The organism is Halomonas sp. EF61, from assembly GCF_040147045.1.
GTDB classification, from domain to species: domain Bacteria; phylum Pseudomonadota; class Gammaproteobacteria; order Pseudomonadales; family Halomonadaceae; genus Halomonas; species Halomonas litopenaei.
Genome location: NZ_JAMSHM010000001.1, coordinates 967,128 through 983,276, shown reverse-complemented (window position 1 = coordinate 983,276; position 16,149 = coordinate 967,128). Strand labels below are relative to the sequence as shown.

At 56.6% G+C, this 16,149-nt stretch carries 13 protein-coding genes; 12 read left to right on the top strand and 1 reads right to left on the bottom strand.

Going from position 1 to position 16,149, the window contains the following annotated elements; all coding sequences use genetic code 11:
* Positions 1 to 3 precede the first annotated feature (3 nt).
* The 3 genes from NFI08_RS04305 (at position 4) to NFI08_RS04295 (ending at position 3,043) form a co-directional block, all read left to right on the top strand.
* Positions 4 to 810, top strand: a complete 807-nt coding sequence (locus tag NFI08_RS04305; protein ID WP_108448607.1) for an ABC transporter permease — start codon at positions 4 to 6, stop codon at positions 808 to 810.
* A complete protein-coding gene (locus NFI08_RS04300) occupies positions 807 to 1,847 on the top strand; it encodes an ABC transporter ATP-binding protein (RefSeq protein WP_349587466.1) in 1,041 nt (346 codons plus the stop codon). The genes NFI08_RS04305 and NFI08_RS04300 overlap by 4 nt, the downstream gene beginning before the upstream one ends.
* Positions 1,848 to 1,960: 113 nt before the next feature.
* On the top strand, positions 1,961 to 3,043 hold the full coding sequence (locus NFI08_RS04295; protein ID WP_108448610.1) for a KpsE/RkpR family capsule polysaccharide export protein: 1,083 nt from the start codon (positions 1,961 to 1,963) through the stop codon (positions 3,041 to 3,043).
* On the opposite strand, the gene NFI08_RS04290 is transcribed toward NFI08_RS04295, so the two are convergent.
* Positions 3,040 to 3,189 carry a hypothetical protein gene (locus NFI08_RS04290; protein WP_162816421.1) on the bottom strand — a complete coding sequence of 50 codons (150 nt, stop codon included), beginning with the start codon at positions 3,187 to 3,189 and terminating at the stop codon, positions 3,040 to 3,042. The two genes, NFI08_RS04295 and NFI08_RS04290, sit on opposite strands and share 4 nt — an antisense overlap.
* An 85-nt stretch (positions 3,190 to 3,274) precedes the next feature.
* Here NFI08_RS04290 and rfbB point away from each other — a divergent pair, with 85 nt between their 5' ends.
* From rfbB to NFI08_RS04245, 9 genes are all read left to right on the top strand, one after another.
* The gene (gene rfbB / locus NFI08_RS04285) at positions 3,275 to 4,342 is read left to right on the top strand and encodes a dTDP-glucose 4,6-dehydratase (protein ID WP_108448611.1); all 1,068 of its coding nucleotides are present in this window, start codon (positions 3,275 to 3,277) and stop codon (positions 4,340 to 4,342) included.
* A complete protein-coding gene (gene rfbD / locus NFI08_RS04280; RefSeq protein ID WP_108448612.1) occupies positions 4,339 to 5,220 on the top strand; it encodes a dTDP-4-dehydrorhamnose reductase in 882 nt (293 codons plus the stop codon). Before rfbB ends, rfbD begins: the two co-directional genes overlap by 4 nt.
* Before the next feature lie 44 nt (positions 5,221 to 5,264).
* Positions 5,265 to 6,152 carry a glucose-1-phosphate thymidylyltransferase RfbA gene (gene rfbA / locus NFI08_RS04275; RefSeq protein WP_108448613.1) on the top strand — a complete coding sequence of 296 codons (888 nt, stop codon included), beginning with the start codon at positions 5,265 to 5,267 and terminating at the stop codon, positions 6,150 to 6,152.
* 30 nt (positions 6,153 to 6,182) lie between these two features.
* Positions 6,183 to 6,725 carry a dTDP-4-dehydrorhamnose 3,5-epimerase gene (rfbC, locus tag NFI08_RS04270; RefSeq protein WP_108448713.1) on the top strand — a complete coding sequence of 181 codons (543 nt, stop codon included), beginning with the start codon at positions 6,183 to 6,185 and terminating at the stop codon, positions 6,723 to 6,725.
* Between the two features lie 21 nt (positions 6,726 to 6,746).
* Positions 6,747 to 9,638 (top strand): glycosyltransferase family 2 protein, encoded by a 2,892-nt coding sequence (locus NFI08_RS04265; RefSeq protein WP_349587460.1) that lies wholly within the window; start codon positions 6,747 to 6,749, stop codon positions 9,636 to 9,638.
* A gap of 55 nt (positions 9,639 to 9,693) precedes the next feature.
* Positions 9,694 to 10,620, top strand: coding sequence for a sulfotransferase (locus tag NFI08_RS04260; protein ID WP_108448614.1), 927 nt, complete (start codon positions 9,694 to 9,696; stop codon positions 10,618 to 10,620).
* 2 nt (positions 10,621 to 10,622) lie between these two features.
* Positions 10,623 to 11,813, top strand: a complete 1,191-nt coding sequence (locus NFI08_RS04255; RefSeq protein ID WP_108448615.1) for a glycosyltransferase family 2 protein — start codon at positions 10,623 to 10,625, stop codon at positions 11,811 to 11,813.
* 118 nt (positions 11,814 to 11,931) lie between these two features.
* Positions 11,932 to 12,897 carry a sulfotransferase family 2 domain-containing protein gene (locus NFI08_RS04250; RefSeq protein WP_162816422.1) on the top strand — a complete coding sequence of 322 codons (966 nt, stop codon included), beginning with the start codon at positions 11,932 to 11,934 and terminating at the stop codon, positions 12,895 to 12,897.
* Between the two features lie 9 nt (positions 12,898 to 12,906).
* A complete protein-coding gene (locus NFI08_RS04245; protein WP_205254652.1) occupies positions 12,907 to 16,083 on the top strand; it encodes a glycosyltransferase family 2 protein in 3,177 nt (1,058 codons plus the stop codon).
* Positions 16,084 to 16,149 lie beyond the last annotated feature (66 nt).

The window sequence follows — 16,149 nt, the reverse complement described above, 5'->3', positions numbered from 1 at the left end:
AGCATGTCGATGATTGGCAACTCCGTGCAACGCCACCCCTGGGCGGTGACGCGTAGCGTCTGGTACGCCATGTTTCTGCGTGAGGCTGTGGCACGCACCATGTCGGATCGCCTGGGCTGGTTCTGGATGGTCGCCGAACCTGTGTTCTTCACACTGATCATGGTGGCCATCCGCAGCTTCATCCGAGGAGACGCCCTTATCGTCGGGGCACCTTTCATCCCATGGATGGTGGTCGGACTGATGGGCTTTTTCCTGGTTCGCGAAGGGATGATGAGAGGGCTGGGAGCCGTCAAGGCCAACCAGGCGTTGTTCGCCTATCGGCAGGTCAGGCCCGTGGATCCGGTGTTGGTGCGCAACGCCCTGGAGGGGCTTCTGCGATCACTGGTGTTTCTCTTGTTCATCTTCGGCGGCTTGCTGCTCAAGGTCGAGGCGCTGGCACCTGACGACGCCCTGTTGGCACTGGCGTGGTGGCTCTCGCTCTGGCTGCTGGGCCTGGCGCTCGGGCTGATCGTCTCCGTGCTCGCCACGCTCATCGCCGAGGTGGCGATCGTGCTGCGGATGATGATCATGCCATTGTTGATCCTTTCTGGTGTCATCTTCCCGATTCATCACATGCCCCACTGGATGCGTGAGTACCTGTTGCTCAACCCGGTTGTTCATGGTCTGGAGCGGCTACGTGGCGGCTTCTTCGAAGGGTATTGGCAGGTCCCTGGTACTAGTGCCGCCTATTACTGGATGGTGACGCTGGCGCTGCTGTCACTAGGATTGATGCTGCACCTTCGGTTTCGACATCGGCTGATGGCGCAATGATCCAGATAGAACACCTCTACAAGCGCTATCACCATCACAAGGTCAGGGACTGGGTGCTGAAGGATATCAACCTGACTATCCCTCACGGCGTGAGCGTTGGAGTGTTGGGGAGAAATGGCGCGGGAAAGTCGACTCTGCTGCGATTGATTGCCGGCATGGACACGGCGGAAAGGGGCTCTATCCGGCGCGATGCTCGGGTCTCCTGGCCGATGGGACTGGCCGGAGGTTTTCAGGGGGCCTTGAGTGGCCGTCAGAACGTCAAGTTTGTTGCCCGTGTCCACGGTGGTGGTCGTGACGTCGGAGCCATCATCGACAAGGTTCAGGAATTTGCAGAGCTTGGTCCAGCCTTCGACGACCCGATTCGTACTTACTCCTCCGGAATGCGTGCGCGACTCAATTTTGGTCTGTCGCTGGCGTTTGATTTTGATGTCTATCTGTCTGACGAGGCGACCTCGGTGGGTGACCGGGTATTCAAGGCCAAGGCGACCCGTGCGTTCAAGGAGAGGGTCGACCGCGCAAGCCTGGTCATGGTCTCCCACAGCGAAGGGATTTTGCGCGAACTATGCCAGGCAGGTATCTACCTGAAGCACGGTGAGGCGTACTGGTTTGACGATATCAAGGACGCCATTCGCGCTTACCATCAGGACAGTGACAGCAAGGCCAAGGCCACCGGCGGCCCCGGCACTGGGTCGCGTCACGATAGCGAGCCGCAACCCCCCCGGTATCAATCACCTGCGCCGACACCGGGCATCGATACAATGACGCTGGATACGCTCAAGGCATTGCTGGGCAAGCGAAGACAGCAGTTGGAGCGTATCCAGAAGCGCCTCGATGCTCTGGAGATGGGGCGTGAGAACGCCGACGAACTGGTCGACCCAAGGGGCCGCCAGGAGCTCATCGCTCGCCTTCATCTGGCGAAGCAGCGTTTGCATGAGGTTCGTCGCGCGGTACAGACGAAAAAGCGGGCCACACCCGCCAGTGGCAAGGACGATTCTGGGAAGGATTCGGAGAAGGGTTCCGAGAAGAAAGACCGGTAGCCATCAGGTGATGGCTAGGCGTCGCTCCCTGAGCCCTAGATCCTGCCGTCGGTGCTCGCATTCAGAGGCGTCCGGATGCCCCGCGACGTCGCTCCAGCAAGGAAGCCAAGATAATGTTGCGATGGATTGCTCGGCAGCCCCATTGGGCATTGGCCTGCCTGTCGATATTGGCCATGTCCTTCTACTGGCTAGTCTGGGCTGAGGATCGATACGTATCCGAGGCCGTCGTGGTGCTGGAAAGCCCACAGATCGCTGCCCCAACCTTCGACTTCTCGAGCCTGCTGTCCGGTGCCAGCGTCGACAGCGATATGTTGCTTCTGCGGGAGTATCTGCTTTCTGTGGATATGCTCAAGAAGGCTGATGAACGGCTCGACCTGAGGTCTCACTACAGTGAGAACGGTGACTTTCCTGCTCGTCTGTGGGACGCCGAGGCTCCCATCGAGGACCTTCACGAGTATTACCTTAGCCGTGTACAGGTGACGCTTGATGACTATGCAGGGGTGCTGAAGCTGGAGGTCCAGGGCTTCTCTCCCGAGTTTGCTCAGCAATTGACCTCGCTGTTGCTGGCGGAAGGTGAAGCTCACATGAATGCCATGGGACAGCGTCTGGCTCAGGATCAGGTACGATTCCTCGAGGTTCAGGTAGAGCGCCTGTCCGATCGGTTGGATCAGACACGCACGGATCTGCTGGACTATCAGAACGAGCATGGCCTGGTGTCTCCTACCTCGACGGTGGACAGCCTCAACCAGGTTGTGGCGAGTCTTGAAGGTGAACTGGCAAGACTGGAAGCCCGGCGTAGTGCCTTGGCCAGCTTTTCCAGCCAGCGTTCATCGGACATGGTGAGAGTCGAGAGTGAGATCGCTGCGTTGCGCCGTCAGATCGATCAGGAACGTGAGCGACTGGCAAAGGCCACAGGGGACTCTCTCAACCGCCTGTCCTCCGAGTATCAGCGCCTTGAGCTGCGGGCTCGCTTTGCCCAGGAGACCTATGCCAGCGCTCTCGGGGCGTTGGAGGGCACGCGCATCGAGGCGGCTCGCAAGCTTAAGCAGATCAGTATCTTGCAGAGCCCTTTACTACCCGAGTATGCCACGCGCCCAGAGCGTCTCTATAACCTGACCATCTTTGTGATCGTCACTCTGTTCCTTGCCTTCATTGCCAGCATGCTGTGGCTGATCGTCCAGGACCACCGAGACTAGAGTTTGTCCGAAAAGTGCTTGCGCTCGTCGATCTTCGGACAAGGCCTGACGCTCTTCCTGATAGCACTACCGGCAGCTGTCGTCGAGACGGCGGCCTCAATAAAGCCCTTCATGTTGAAGAGCTCAAGGCTCTCGCTTCCTGTCATCTTTTCCTCCTTCCCGTCCGTATGCCATTTCTAGCGTCCCCCCTGGCGGGGCGGGCAGAATTTCCAGTCCTCTCGGGGTTCTTTCATGATCAAGACGTTTCTCGTGACCGGTGGCGCCGGTTTTATCGGTTCGGCCGTGGTGAGGGAGTTGATTACCCACACCCCTCATCGCGTCGTCAATGTGGACAAGCTGACCTATGCAGGCAATCTGGCATCGGTAGCGTCTGTCGCCTCCGACCCTCGTTATGTCTTCGAGAGAGCGGACATCTGTGACGGCGCGGCAATGACCAGAATCCTGGAAAAGTACCGTCCCGATGTAGTGATGCATCTGGCCGCAGAAAGCCACGTTGATCGCTCCATCGACGGGCCTCGCGCCTTTATCCAGACCAATGTGGTGGGCACTCTGGTATTGCTCGAGGCGGTACGCGGGTACTGGGAAGGAATAAGGCAACAGGACAGCGACAAGGCCGATGGCTTTCGGTTCCACCACATCTCCACCGACGAAGTCTACGGAGACCTCGAGAACGATGGCAGCCTGTTCACCGAACAGACACCCTACGCGCCTAGTTCGCCCTACTCTGCCAGCAAGGCAGGGTCGGATCACCTGGTACGGGCGTGGACGCGCACCTATGGCTTGCCTTGCCTGGTGACCAATTGTTCAAACAACTATGGTCCGTTTCACTTTCCTGAAAAACTGATTCCTCTGATGATCCTCAATGCGCTGCATGGAGAGGCTCTTCCTGTCTACGGTGATGGTGGGCAGGTACGAGACTGGCTCTATGTCGAGGACCATGCGCGCGCCCTTGTGCTGGTTGCCAGCGAGGGAAAGGTTGGAGATACCTACAACATTGGTGGCCATAACGAGAAAACCAACCTCGAAGTGGTACACACCATCTGTGACCTGTTGACGGAAATGGCTCCGGACAAGAGTGAATATCGTGATTTGATCACCTACGTCACCGACAGGCCAGGCCACGACCGTCGCTATGCCATCGATGCATCCTACATTCAGCACACGTTGGCCTGGGAACCACGAGAGACCTTCGAGTCAGGCCTTCGCAAGACAGTGGCCTGGTATCTGGCCAACGAGTCATGGTGGAAAGCGGTGCAGGACGGTAGCTACCGGGCCGAGCGCCTGGGGGTATTGTCATGAGTGGTCTCTTGTTGGGAGCCTCGGGCCAGGTGGGCCATGAGCTTCGCAAGGCGCTAGCCATTCATCTGGATCTTCATGCACCAGACCGCGGGATCTTGGATCTGACTGACCTTGATGCAGTGAAACGCTGTCTGGACCACTATCGTCCCCAATGGGTGATCAATGCCGCTGCCTACACCGCGGTGGACCAGGCAGAGACCGATACGGCGACAGCATTTCGACTCAATGCGGAGCTGCCCGGCTGCCTCGCACGCTATTGTGCCGATCACGGTGCACTGTTGACCCACTACTCCAGCGACTACGTCTATCCGGGTGATGGCATTCGGCCCTGGACGGAAGATAGCCCAACCGATCCCCTGTCTTGCTACGGCCAGTCCAAGCTTGCAGGCGACGAGGCGGTGCTTGAGAGCAGATGCGCGGCACAAATCTTCCGGACCAGTTGGGTCTATAGCGCCAGAGGCGGCAACTTCATGAAGACCATGCTGCGTCTGGGACGGGAGCGGTCGTCCCTGGCAATCGTCGACGACCAGGTGGGGGCACCGACACCCGCACGCCTGATTGCTGACGTCACCTTGCATGCGTGGCAAGTCTACCGCTCTCGTCCCGAACTGACCGGGCTCTACCATCTGGCGCCCCGGGGCTTCGTCTCCTGGTATGACTTTGCTCGAGAGATTTTTCGCCTCGCTCGTCTGCACGGACTTCCTCTCATGCTCTGCGACGACCAGCTGTCTCGCCTGGCGACGAAGGACTATCCCACACCAGCAAAGCGTCCATCCAACTCCCGGCTGTCGGTCTCTCGTCTTGAGAACGCCTTCGACATCTCGCTCCCTGACTGGAGGGGACAGTTGTCTCTCACCATGAAGGACTACCTAAGGTAGGCCTGCCGCCGCAAGGCGTTGTCCGAAAACTAGAGGTTACCGCCATGAATCGGAAAGGAATCATCCTTGCCGGAGGCTCCGGTACGAGACTTCACCCCATAACCCATGGGGTCTCAAAACAGCTTCTCCCTGTCTATGACAAGCCAATGATCTACTATCCGCTCTCGGTACTGATGTTGGCGGGAATAAGAGAAATATTGGTGATATCTACACCGGATGATCTACCTGTCTACCGCCAGTTGCTAGGTACCGGTGACCAATTTGGTGTTTCCTTGTCCTACGCGGTACAGCCCAGGCCCGAAGGTCTGGCACAGGCCTTTATTATCGGGGAGAAGTTTATTGGTGATTCTCCTGTCTGTCTCGTTCTTGGCGACAATATCTTCCACGGCCAACACTTTTCCGAGCAACTTCTGAGAGCGTCCGACCAGGCTCGAGGTGCCACGGTATTCGGCTACTTTGTCAAAGACCCGGAACGCTTTGGTGTTGTCGAGTTTGATGAGAAAGGACGTGCAGTATCTATCGAGGAAAAGCCCAAGAAACCAAAGTCATCCTATGCGGTGACGGGGTTGTATTTTTATGATAACTCGGTGGTAGACGTCGCCAAGAACGTCAAGCCATCGGATCGGGGGGAGTTGGAAATCACCTCGATCAACAATGAATATCTACGCCGCGGTGATCTCCATGTGGAGCGGCTTGGACGAGGATTCGCCTGGCTGGACACAGGCACCCATGACAGCTTGCTTGAGGCAGCGCAGTACGTGCAGACAGTCGAGCACCGCCAGGGCTTGAAAATTGCCTGTCTGGAAGAGATTGCCTGGACTCAAGGCTGGATCAGCGACGAGTTTCTGCTTTCCCAGGCAAATGGCCTTTCCAAGACGGGGTACGGGGCATACCTGCTACAGCTTCTGGCCGCGAAGGCTGTCGGTCAGTAACAAGGCTACCTGATGGTGGAGGGGACGTACATGAAAGTTGAAAGGCTGGCTATTCCTGATGTCGTGCTGTTTACGCCGAAAGTATTCGGTGACGAAAGAGGTTTCTTTATGGAAACGTTTCGTCAGGAAACATTTGATGAGGTTTGTGGCGAACACAAGTTTGTTCAGGATAACCACAGTAGGTCAAGTCGATCGATACTCAGGGGGCTGCATTATCAGCTGAAGAATCCCCAGGGAAAGCTGGTGAGAGTGGTCAGAGGAGAGGTGTTCGACGTGGCCGTCGATATGCGTACTTCCAGCGCTACCTATGGCAAGTGGGTAGGCGTCTTCCTCAACGAGGACAACCGGCAGATGCTCTGGGTTCCACCCGGTTTTGCACATGGTTTCTATGTCACCAGTGATGACGCTGAGTTTGTATACAAGTGTACTGACTATTACGCACCTTCAGACGAAATGTCGGTGCATTGGGCAGATACTATCCTGTCGATCGACTGGCCATTGGACAATATGGAGCCCCGAGTTTCCGATAAGGATGCTCGGGGGATGTCGTTTGTCGAGGCTCCTGGCTACTAGTAATTGCCTGAGGAAGTAGACGTGGTAGAACATGAACCAAGAAGCGGCCCTCCCTCTTCGCAATCTCCACAGTTGGCTACGCTGGCGTTGTCGGCACGCCTGAGGCGAATGCAGACTTCCTTCAGTTGGCGAGCGACCAAACCACTGCGTGATCTGGGTGGGTTATATCACAAGTACATAAAGAAGTGCTCGCGCCTCGACTTGCTGCCGATCCATGAACTGGAACTGATGACCCGCAACAACAAGGTGGTCTGGGTGTCTCGCGGTGGTGATCCACAATTTCTGCTCACCCCGATCAACCCCGCCGTGCTTCGCCAAGGTGGATGGTTCAGTCTCGAATACGACTTTTCGGCGAATCAGCCAGTAGATCAGTGTCTCTATATTGATTATGGCGACGGTTTCCAGGCAGATGTCGTGTGGACACGACATGTGGAAAAGAGCGGCCACCAGAGCCTGGTCATCTACTTGCCGATGGGAACACAGGCGTTGCGACTAGATCCGATGACTCGACCTGGAGAGTTCCGGTTGGAGGATCCGGTGCTGAAGAAGATCGAGACGCCACAGATTCCTCACCCTTGGTCGGGGCTGGACGGGTATCTGAAGTGCTGTGAAGGCTGTGAATTTACGCTTTCCGCTGCCCAGCAGCTCGAGCGCCGTCTGGAAGGAGAGTTCCATTGGCGATCCCATGGTACCGATCCTGCCTTCGTCGTTCGCCATCGCCGTGGTCGCGTCATCGAGCCTGGCTGGTGTCGTATCGAGTTTGTTCTGAGTGGCGAGTATCAGCATCAGGTTGCCAAGCTCTACATCGATCACGGTGAAGGATTCAGTGAAACTCACGCCTACCCCATACCCTTCCAATCAGGGAAATTGGCGACAAGGGTGATTCAGCTCGATCGAAGTATTGTCAACATACGTTTTGACCCATGGGAGCGGGAAGGAAGCTTCCGTCTGGAGCGACTATGCATCGACAATGTCGATGCCGAAGAGGCCTGGAATACGATCGCCGGCCGTCTTGTTGAGGCTACTCCTGAGTACACGGACTTGAAAAAGGCCGAGGTTCTTGCAGGTGTGGGTCGGTCTGCTCCAGAAAAAGATGACGGCGACGGGGCAACAAAGGGTACCGAATACGAAAATGTGGAGGACGAATCCGCACGCGAAACCCGTCTCCTCGAAGAGTACGCTGAAACCTTCATCGTCAACGAGGCCGAACTCTCTTACCAGAAATGGATAGATGAAGTTGAGGTCAATGGCCTGCCGAGCTCTGAAACCATTCGAAGCTACCTTGAGGGTCTTGAGAATCCAGTAGTAATATCGGTGTTGGTGCCGGTTTACAATACCGATGAAACGCTTTTGAAAGCTTGTATCGACTCGGTTATCGCACAGTCTTACCCCCACTGGGAGCTTTGCCTTGTGGATGATGCCTCTCCATCACCACATGTCGAAAAAGTCCTCAGGCACTATGCCAGCAAGGATAAACGCGTAAAGATACATTTTCGGCCGGATAATGGGCATATCTCCAAGACAACTAATGACGCCCTGTCGATGGCCACTGGTGACTATCTGGCATTGCTCGATCACGATGATGAATTGGCCAGAGATGCGTTGTACTTTATTGCGAAAGAGCTGGAAAAGAATCCCGATGCCCAGTTGATCTACAGTGATGAAGACAAGATCGATGTTCAGGGAATGCGCTGCGAGCCTCACTTCAAGCCGGACTGGAACATTGATCTCCTCTATTCGCAAAATTATGTTTCTCATCTGGGCGTATATCGACGCTCGTTGATCGAGAAAATTGGTGGTTTTCGTGTCGGGGTAGAGGGATCGCAAGACTATGATCTGGTGCTGCGTTGCATACCACATTTGACCGCTGGTTCAATTTCCCACGTTCCCAGAATTCTCTATCACTGGCGCGCTATCGAGGGTTCGACAGCACTGGCTGAAGAGGGCAAGGATTACACGACCTTTGCTGGTGTAAAGGCGCTGAAAGACCATATTGAAGGAATAGCAGATGGGCGTGCGATTGTAGAGCAGGGTATTGTGGGAAATACCTATCGTGTGCGTTGGCCTATTCCCGAGCCAGCACCGTTGGTGAGCATGTTGATTCCTACGAGAGACAAGAAGGATGTCACGGAGTTGGCGGTGCGCAGCATCCTGGAGAAGTCAAGTTATACCAATTACGAAATCATTCTCCTTGATAATGGCAGTGTCGAGCCTGAGACACATGAATTTTTTGAGCAGATTCAGGCTGAAGATTCCAGGGTCAGCGTTCTTCGATACGACCACCCTTTCAACTACTCAGCTATCAATAATTTTGGCGCCGAGCACGCGAAGGGAAGCATTATTGGTCTGGTTAATAATGACGTTGAAGTGATCAATGAAGACTGGCTTGTGGAGATGGTGTCCCATGTTTGTCGTGAAGACGTTGGCTGTGTGGGCGCCAAATTATACTATGGGAATGACACCATCCAGCACGCTGGCGTCATCGTGGGCCTTGGCGGAGTTGCAGGTCATTCTCACAAGCACTTTCCTCGAGAGTCCGGTGGTTATTTCAACCGTTTGAAGGTGGTCCAGTCTGTATCTGCTGTGACGGCTGCTTGTCTGCTCGTGAGGAAGTCCGTCTATGACGAAGTCCAGGGACTAAACGAGCAGGACCTCAAGGTCGCTTTCAACGACGTCGACTTCTGCCTCAAGGTGCTCAATGCCGGTTATCGTAATATCTGGACGCCCTACGCTGAATTGTATCACCACGAATCCATCAGTCGTGGAGCAGAAGATAATCCAGAGAAAGTGTCCAGATTCAATGCCGAGATAGATTACATGCAGAAGGCATGGGGCAAAATTATCGAACACGACCCAAGCTATAGCCCTTGCCTCACAAGAAGTCGAGAGGACTTCTCCATCGGAGGCCGTTGATGGCTTTCTTGATGCGTTGTCGTATTCGGAGTAACTACGTATCCCAGGAGGGGACATGCCCAAGAATGATGCCTTGATCAACAAGGGAGTCGTGGTCATAGGAGACCAGAATGACAAGACTCCATCTCCTATCATCGTCATTGGAACCGCTCGGGGCGGAACCTCCATGGTCGCAGGAGTGCTGGCCAAGCTTGGTGTCTTCATGGGAGACCGTGCCTCACATCCTGTATATGAAGACGTCCGACTTTCCGAGGCCTTCGAACAGCAGGACATGGCTCAGGCAGCCGTGATTGTGAAGGAGTACCAGGCCAGGTACGACCGTTGGGGTTGGAAGCGACCTTCCATCATTGACCATCTGGATGAAGTCGACGCTCTATTGCCGAATGCCAGGTATGTGTTTATCTACAAGGATATTCTTTCAATAGCGCAGCGGAATTCGATTTCCATGTTGGCCGAAATTACCGAGGGCATGGACAGAGCGCTGTCTCAATATCGAAAGACACTCCGTTTCGTGAGACAGAAGTCTCCTCGTGCCATGCTTGTTTCCTATGAGAAGGCCAGTGCTTACCCCGAGGCCTTTCTTTCCACTCTCGAGTCCTTTTGCGGTATTTCTCCCTCGCAAGAGGAGCACCAGATGGCACTAGCCTTTATTGATCCTGAACCAGAAGACTATATAGAGGCAACCCGGATCACCAAGTCACAGGGAAAGCTTCTTTCATTTGATGGACGACGTGTCAGCGGTTGGGCGCGCTACGTACACAAGAAACAGCATGCTGACGTAGAAATATTTGTTGATGACAGGTCGGTGGGCGTGGTGGTGGCGAACGAACCAAACCCCGGCGGCGGCGCTCCCGCTAACGAGCCATGTGGCTTCACCTTCACCCTTCCTGCCGGTGAAAACTTGAGGGAGGACGCCAGTGTCAGGGCCAGGGTGGTGAACGACGTGGTCGATCTTGGCAACTCTCCGGTCAGGGTGGGCTAGAGATGGCGAAGTTCTGTGTTGCCGGTATCGTCCGCAATGAGGTGGATTACCTTGTCGAGTGGGTAGCTTGGCATCGGCTTGCCGGATTTGGGCACGTCATTCTGGCCGACAATGGTTCCGACGATGGCACCCGCTCTCTACTTGAAGCGCTGGCGGATCTGGGAGTGGTCAGCCTGCTGTACCAGCCGGTGCTTGAGCGCAGGTCGCAGCAGCAGGCCTATCGACGAATTCTTGGGCAGGCGCTGGGAAAGCATGAGTATGTCATGTTTCTCGATGCCGATGAGTTCCTGGTGCACGAAAGCCAGCGCCACGGTGAGGAATGTCGCGAGTTGTCGCGGTTGGTGGCGTCGGGAGATGTAGGCAGCGTCAGCGTGAACTGGAAATGCTTCGGCTCCGCAGGGCTTGAGGAAGCGGGGTCTGAGCCGGTACTGCAACGTTTCACCCGTTGTGGCGCTGCACCAGGCGCCAGCGCAGATTGTCATATCAAGAGCCTGGTACGCGTCGACCATGTCAAGGCGCCCTATTGTCATTCCTCAACCTTGGTATCGGCCTGGAAATACGTCGATGCCGCAGGAGACGTGATCGAGGACTTCGTGGGCTCGCCGGACAGCAGCGGTGAGTCGGACCCACGTGGTGGGCGCACGCGGTCGATCCACCAGGGACCGCTTCGTGTTCATCATTATGCGGTGAAGTCGCGAGAGGAGTTCTCGCGCAAGCGATTGAGGGGGAGTGCTACGCGTGGCGCCAACTTCGACAAGGGCGAGGCCTATTTCGGACGCTATGACATCAACGACGTCTCTCATGAGTTCCAGGCCGGCAAGCTTGCCCGTCTGGCTCGGGAGATGTCGGCGCTGAAACAGCGGCTGACAAAGCACACTGCGCTTGATCGCTCCTTGGTGGGAGCCATCGATCATTTTGACGCCAACGCAGTCTGTGGTTGGGTGACGGATCGTAGCGGCAAGGCCGATGATCTGGCGGTGAATATCTTCATCAATGGTGTGCACGCAGGGCGTACAGAGGTGGGCTTTTATCGACCCGATCTACGACGTTCCGGCAAATCCGTGGATGGCTATTGCGGGTTTCGCTGGCTGCATCCTGCGCCCTTGAAAGAAGGCGATCAGGTGACCGTTTCTCTCCATGCCAATGATTCGGCGCTGGTGGGGGGGAATGATCGTGTTGTCGGCACATCGTGACGCCTCTGGAGTGTGGAGTTGGCTTCGCCACCGGATCCCGTGTCGTCTTCCCCTATTCCTTTTGTCACGCCGCGCCGCAGGAGTCAGTCCTGCGGCGCTTTTGTCAGGAGACTCCACCATGAAACCCTTGTTTTTTGTTCATATACCCAAGACTGCGGGTACCAGTTTTCGTCACGGTGCTGAGCGTGCCTTCGGCTTCGACAAGATCGTCTATGACTACGGCCAGGATGCATCACAGACCAGCGCCCTGACACGTGAGTGCATGTATGGCGAGTCCCCCGACCCTTGGCGTCTGTATCGCAGGAGCCTGGACAACCAGGCGATGATGCTGGCAGGACACGTCACCGCGGCCAAGTATGTCCCGCTGTGCGGCGTCGGTCGTGCGGTGACCTTTGTTCGTGAGCCGTTGCAGCGGGCGGCTTCCGAGTATTCGCACTTTCAGCGGATTCATCAGTACAAGGGCAGCTTCCGCGACTTCATGAAGATTCCCCTAATGCTTGATCGCCAGTCGAGCATCTTCAAGGGGGTCGATGTCGAGGCGATCGGGATGGTCGGCTTGACCGAACGTTACTCTGAGAGTCTGGAGTTGATCAATGCTCGCTTTGGCATCGATATCGCCCAGCGCGAGGACAATCGGGGGAAGCCGCAGGTAGGCGAATTGCATGATATCGCGCCAGAAGATGAAGAGGAGTTCCGCAAACTCAACCCGCTTGATCAGGCGCTCTACGAGCGTTGTCGCAAGTTATTCGAATCGCGCATCCAGCTCTATCGCGACAATCTCCCCTTTGCACACGCTCGACTAACGCAGTTCGATACCGAGCGGGTAGGGGGGTGGGCCTGGTGGGAAGTCGGCGCTGATACTCCGGTGGACGTCGAAGTCTGGATCAACGATGAACATCGCGACACGGTGCCGGCCACCCAGCTCCGTCCGTCCATGGCTCGATTGAAGCTTCCCCGTGGCGGCTATGTCGGCTTCCAGCTGAAGATGAATCTGTCTGCGGGAGACAGGGTCCAGTGCCGTGTTGCCGAGACCGGGCAATGGTTCCCGCCTGGGCCGCGTCGAGTCGCTGCGGCCAGCAACTGAGCGGCGGATATGGAAGGCGTCAACCGAGGTGGCGGAACACGATCGTGGATGAAAGGTCTTCTCGATGTGTGCCATCTGGTCGTCCAGCCTCATCGATACTGGCAGCCTCATCATGGTCTGAGACAGCAGGCGAGTGGAGGGGATTGGGAGTGGGAGTCGCTTGATGAAGACCCCCAGTTCCTGCTGTGTCGGCACCTACCGTTGCCTGGCTGGCATATGGTGGAGCTGGATCTGGAGCACGATCAGCACAGTGTTGCTGTCAGGCTTTACTTCGATACCGGAGATGGTTTCAGCGAGGACCAGTCACTGGCTCTGGAGCACAGGAGCGGTGGTGTCACCAGACGTTTGATTCATGTGGATGGCCGGCTCAAGCGACTTCGGTTTGACCCCATGGAGTCGCCAGGACACTTTGCGATTCGCCACTTTCGCATTGTCTGGCTGACCCCCTGGTTTGCCCGTGACCTCCTGAGCCAACAGCTGGTCAGATGGCATCCTCGGTGGCGCGAAGTGGACCCGCATCACGTGGTCAAGTTGCTCAAACGTCGAGGGCGACGCGATGGGTGCCATTGGCGTGTGCTCGCTGTTGCCGAGTACGCTGAGATCATCCGTCAGGAAGACGAGCAGGTACCGCGCCTGGTGGTGTCTTCCTCCAGCGGCGACAGACCCGGGAGTATCCCGCCGGTAGGGAATCCGCGGGTAGAAGGCTCGGTGGTCGAAGAGGGAGCATGGGCGCAGCGACTACTCGAGAGTGTCCGCCTCGTCGTGCAGCCCCAGCGCCATTGGAGTCCTTTGCGTGGTGTTGCCAAACTGTATGACGAGGTCGATTGGGAGTGGGAGTCGCTGGATGAAGACCCCCAGTTCCTGCTGTGTCGGCACCTACCGTTGCCTGGCTGGCATATGGTGGAGCTGGACCTGGACCACGACCAGCATAGCGTTGCTGTCAGGCTTTACTTCGATACGGGGGAAGGATTCAGTGAAAGCGAGTCTCTGACCCTGCCGCTCAAGGGTGGCCGTATCACCAAGCGGTTGATCTACGTGAAGCGGCGACTGCGCCGGTTGAGATTCGACCCGATGGAGTCGCCGGGATACTTTGCGATTCGCCACTTTCGCGTCGTGTGGCTCTCCCCCTGGTTCGCGCATGATCGCCTGAGCCAGCGTCTGGTCAATATGCATCATCGCTGGCGTGATGTGTCGAAGCAGGAAGTGCTGGGAGTGCTTCGCCACCGCGCCCTCCAGGATGGCACCTGTTGGCGCAACCTTGCCCTGTCGGACTACGAGGAAACGTTCGAACGATTCTGCTCGGGACGTAGCTATGTGCAATGGCTACGTGAGCGTGGGTGGGATGATAGTTCGAATGGTGGTGATAAGAACTCACGGGTCTCGACGCTCGAAGGTGGGTGGCGTTCGAGGGATAGAAGAGCTGAGCTGGACGAGATTCGTGGTGGGCTGGATGGATGGCGAGGCAAGGATGAACGTCGTCGACGCCTGGCGCTTCAACGACGAAGTGCTGCTGTCAATGACGGCATCGAGTCAGCCGAGGCAGGAGTTATCGCCGAGGTTGGCGCTCCCAGGATGGACTTTAAACCTGTCGTATCGATCCTGTTGCCGGTCCATGACCCCGCACCGGAACACCTTCAGGAATGTCTCGAGTCGGTACTGTGCCAGGAATATGATCGTTGGCAGCTGTGCATCGTCGATGATGCCTCCCGAGACCCCGAGATCATCGATATGCTGGAGCGATTCGAGGCGTGTGACCCTAGGGTTCAGCGACGTCGCCACGAACGCAACGGGCACATCTGTGAGGCCAGCAACACTGCCCTTGGAATGGCTTCTGGCGCCTATATTGCCTTGCTCGACCATGATGACCTCTTGTCACCCTGCGCCCTGAGCTATGTGGTTGAAGCCTTGAACCGGTCACCACGACCGGTTCTGGTGTACAGCGATGAAGACAAGGTGGATCAGCGTGGTGTGCGCTGCGAACCTCACTTCAAGCCCTGCTTCAATCCTGATCTGCTGCTCGCCCAGAACTACATGGCGCACTTGAGTGTCTTCGACACCGCGCTGGTAAGGCAACTGGGAGGCTTCCGCAAGGGGCTGGAGGGGAGCCAGGACCACGATCTGGCCCTGAGAGTCTGTGCCCACACAGAGCCTGATCGCATCGTCCATATTCCCAGGATTCTCTATCATTGGCGTGTCAGTCCCGGCTCCACGGCGATGACCAGCAACGCCAAGGATTATACGTCCCGTGCAGGACTGCGAGCGGTCGCCGACCATCTGGCACGAAGCAGCCCCGGCGCCACCGTCGAGCTTGGGCGCCTGCCCAATACCTATCGTGTCCGCTGGCCACTGCCGGATCCGCTCCCGCTGGTCAGTCTGATGATCCCTACGCGTGATCGTGTCGATCTGTTGGCACCATGCGTCGATGCAATCCTGTCCCGTACCCGCTATTCCAGGCTTGAGGTGCTGATCCTGGACAACGGTACGCGATGCGAGGAGACATTGGCTTATCTGGCCGAGATCGGCAAGGGAGACTCCCGAGTCAGGATTCTGGCCTGGAACCATCGCTTCAACTATTCCGGCATCAATAATTTTGGAGCGTATCACGCACGTGGGGATGTGCTCGGGCTTGTCAATAACGATATTGAACCCATCAACGAAGAGTGGCTCGAGGAAATGGTGCGGCACGTCGTACGGCCGGATATCGGTTGTGTCGGCGCCAAGCTCTATTATCCCAACGATACCATCCAGCACGCCGGTGTCGTGTTGGGTATCGGGGGCGTTGCGGGCCACGCTCACAAGTACTTCAGCCGCCATGCCAACGGGTATTTTTCTCGCCTGGCGCTAGCGCAGAATTACTCTGCGGTGACCGGTGCATGCCTGTTGATACGCAAGGCGCTCTATCGGCAGGTGGGCGGCCTCAACGCGCGAGATTTGCCGATCGCTTTCAATGATGTGGACCTGTGCCTGAAGGTTCGGGAGGCGGGTTATCGAAATGTATGGACGCCCGACGCCGAACTCTATCACCACGAATCCGAGTCGCGTGGTGCCGATGACAATGCCAGCAAGCGAGCCAGGGCCATCGGAGAGGTACTCTACATGCGCCACACCTGGGGTGAGCAGCTTGATCGGGACCCGGCCTACAACCCCAATCTGACGCTGGTTCACGAGGATTTTTCTCTGCGTTGAGAGGCGATCATCATGGCCAGGGGTTCTGGCATTTGCGGTTCTCGCTGGCTGTTGCTGAGTGATGGG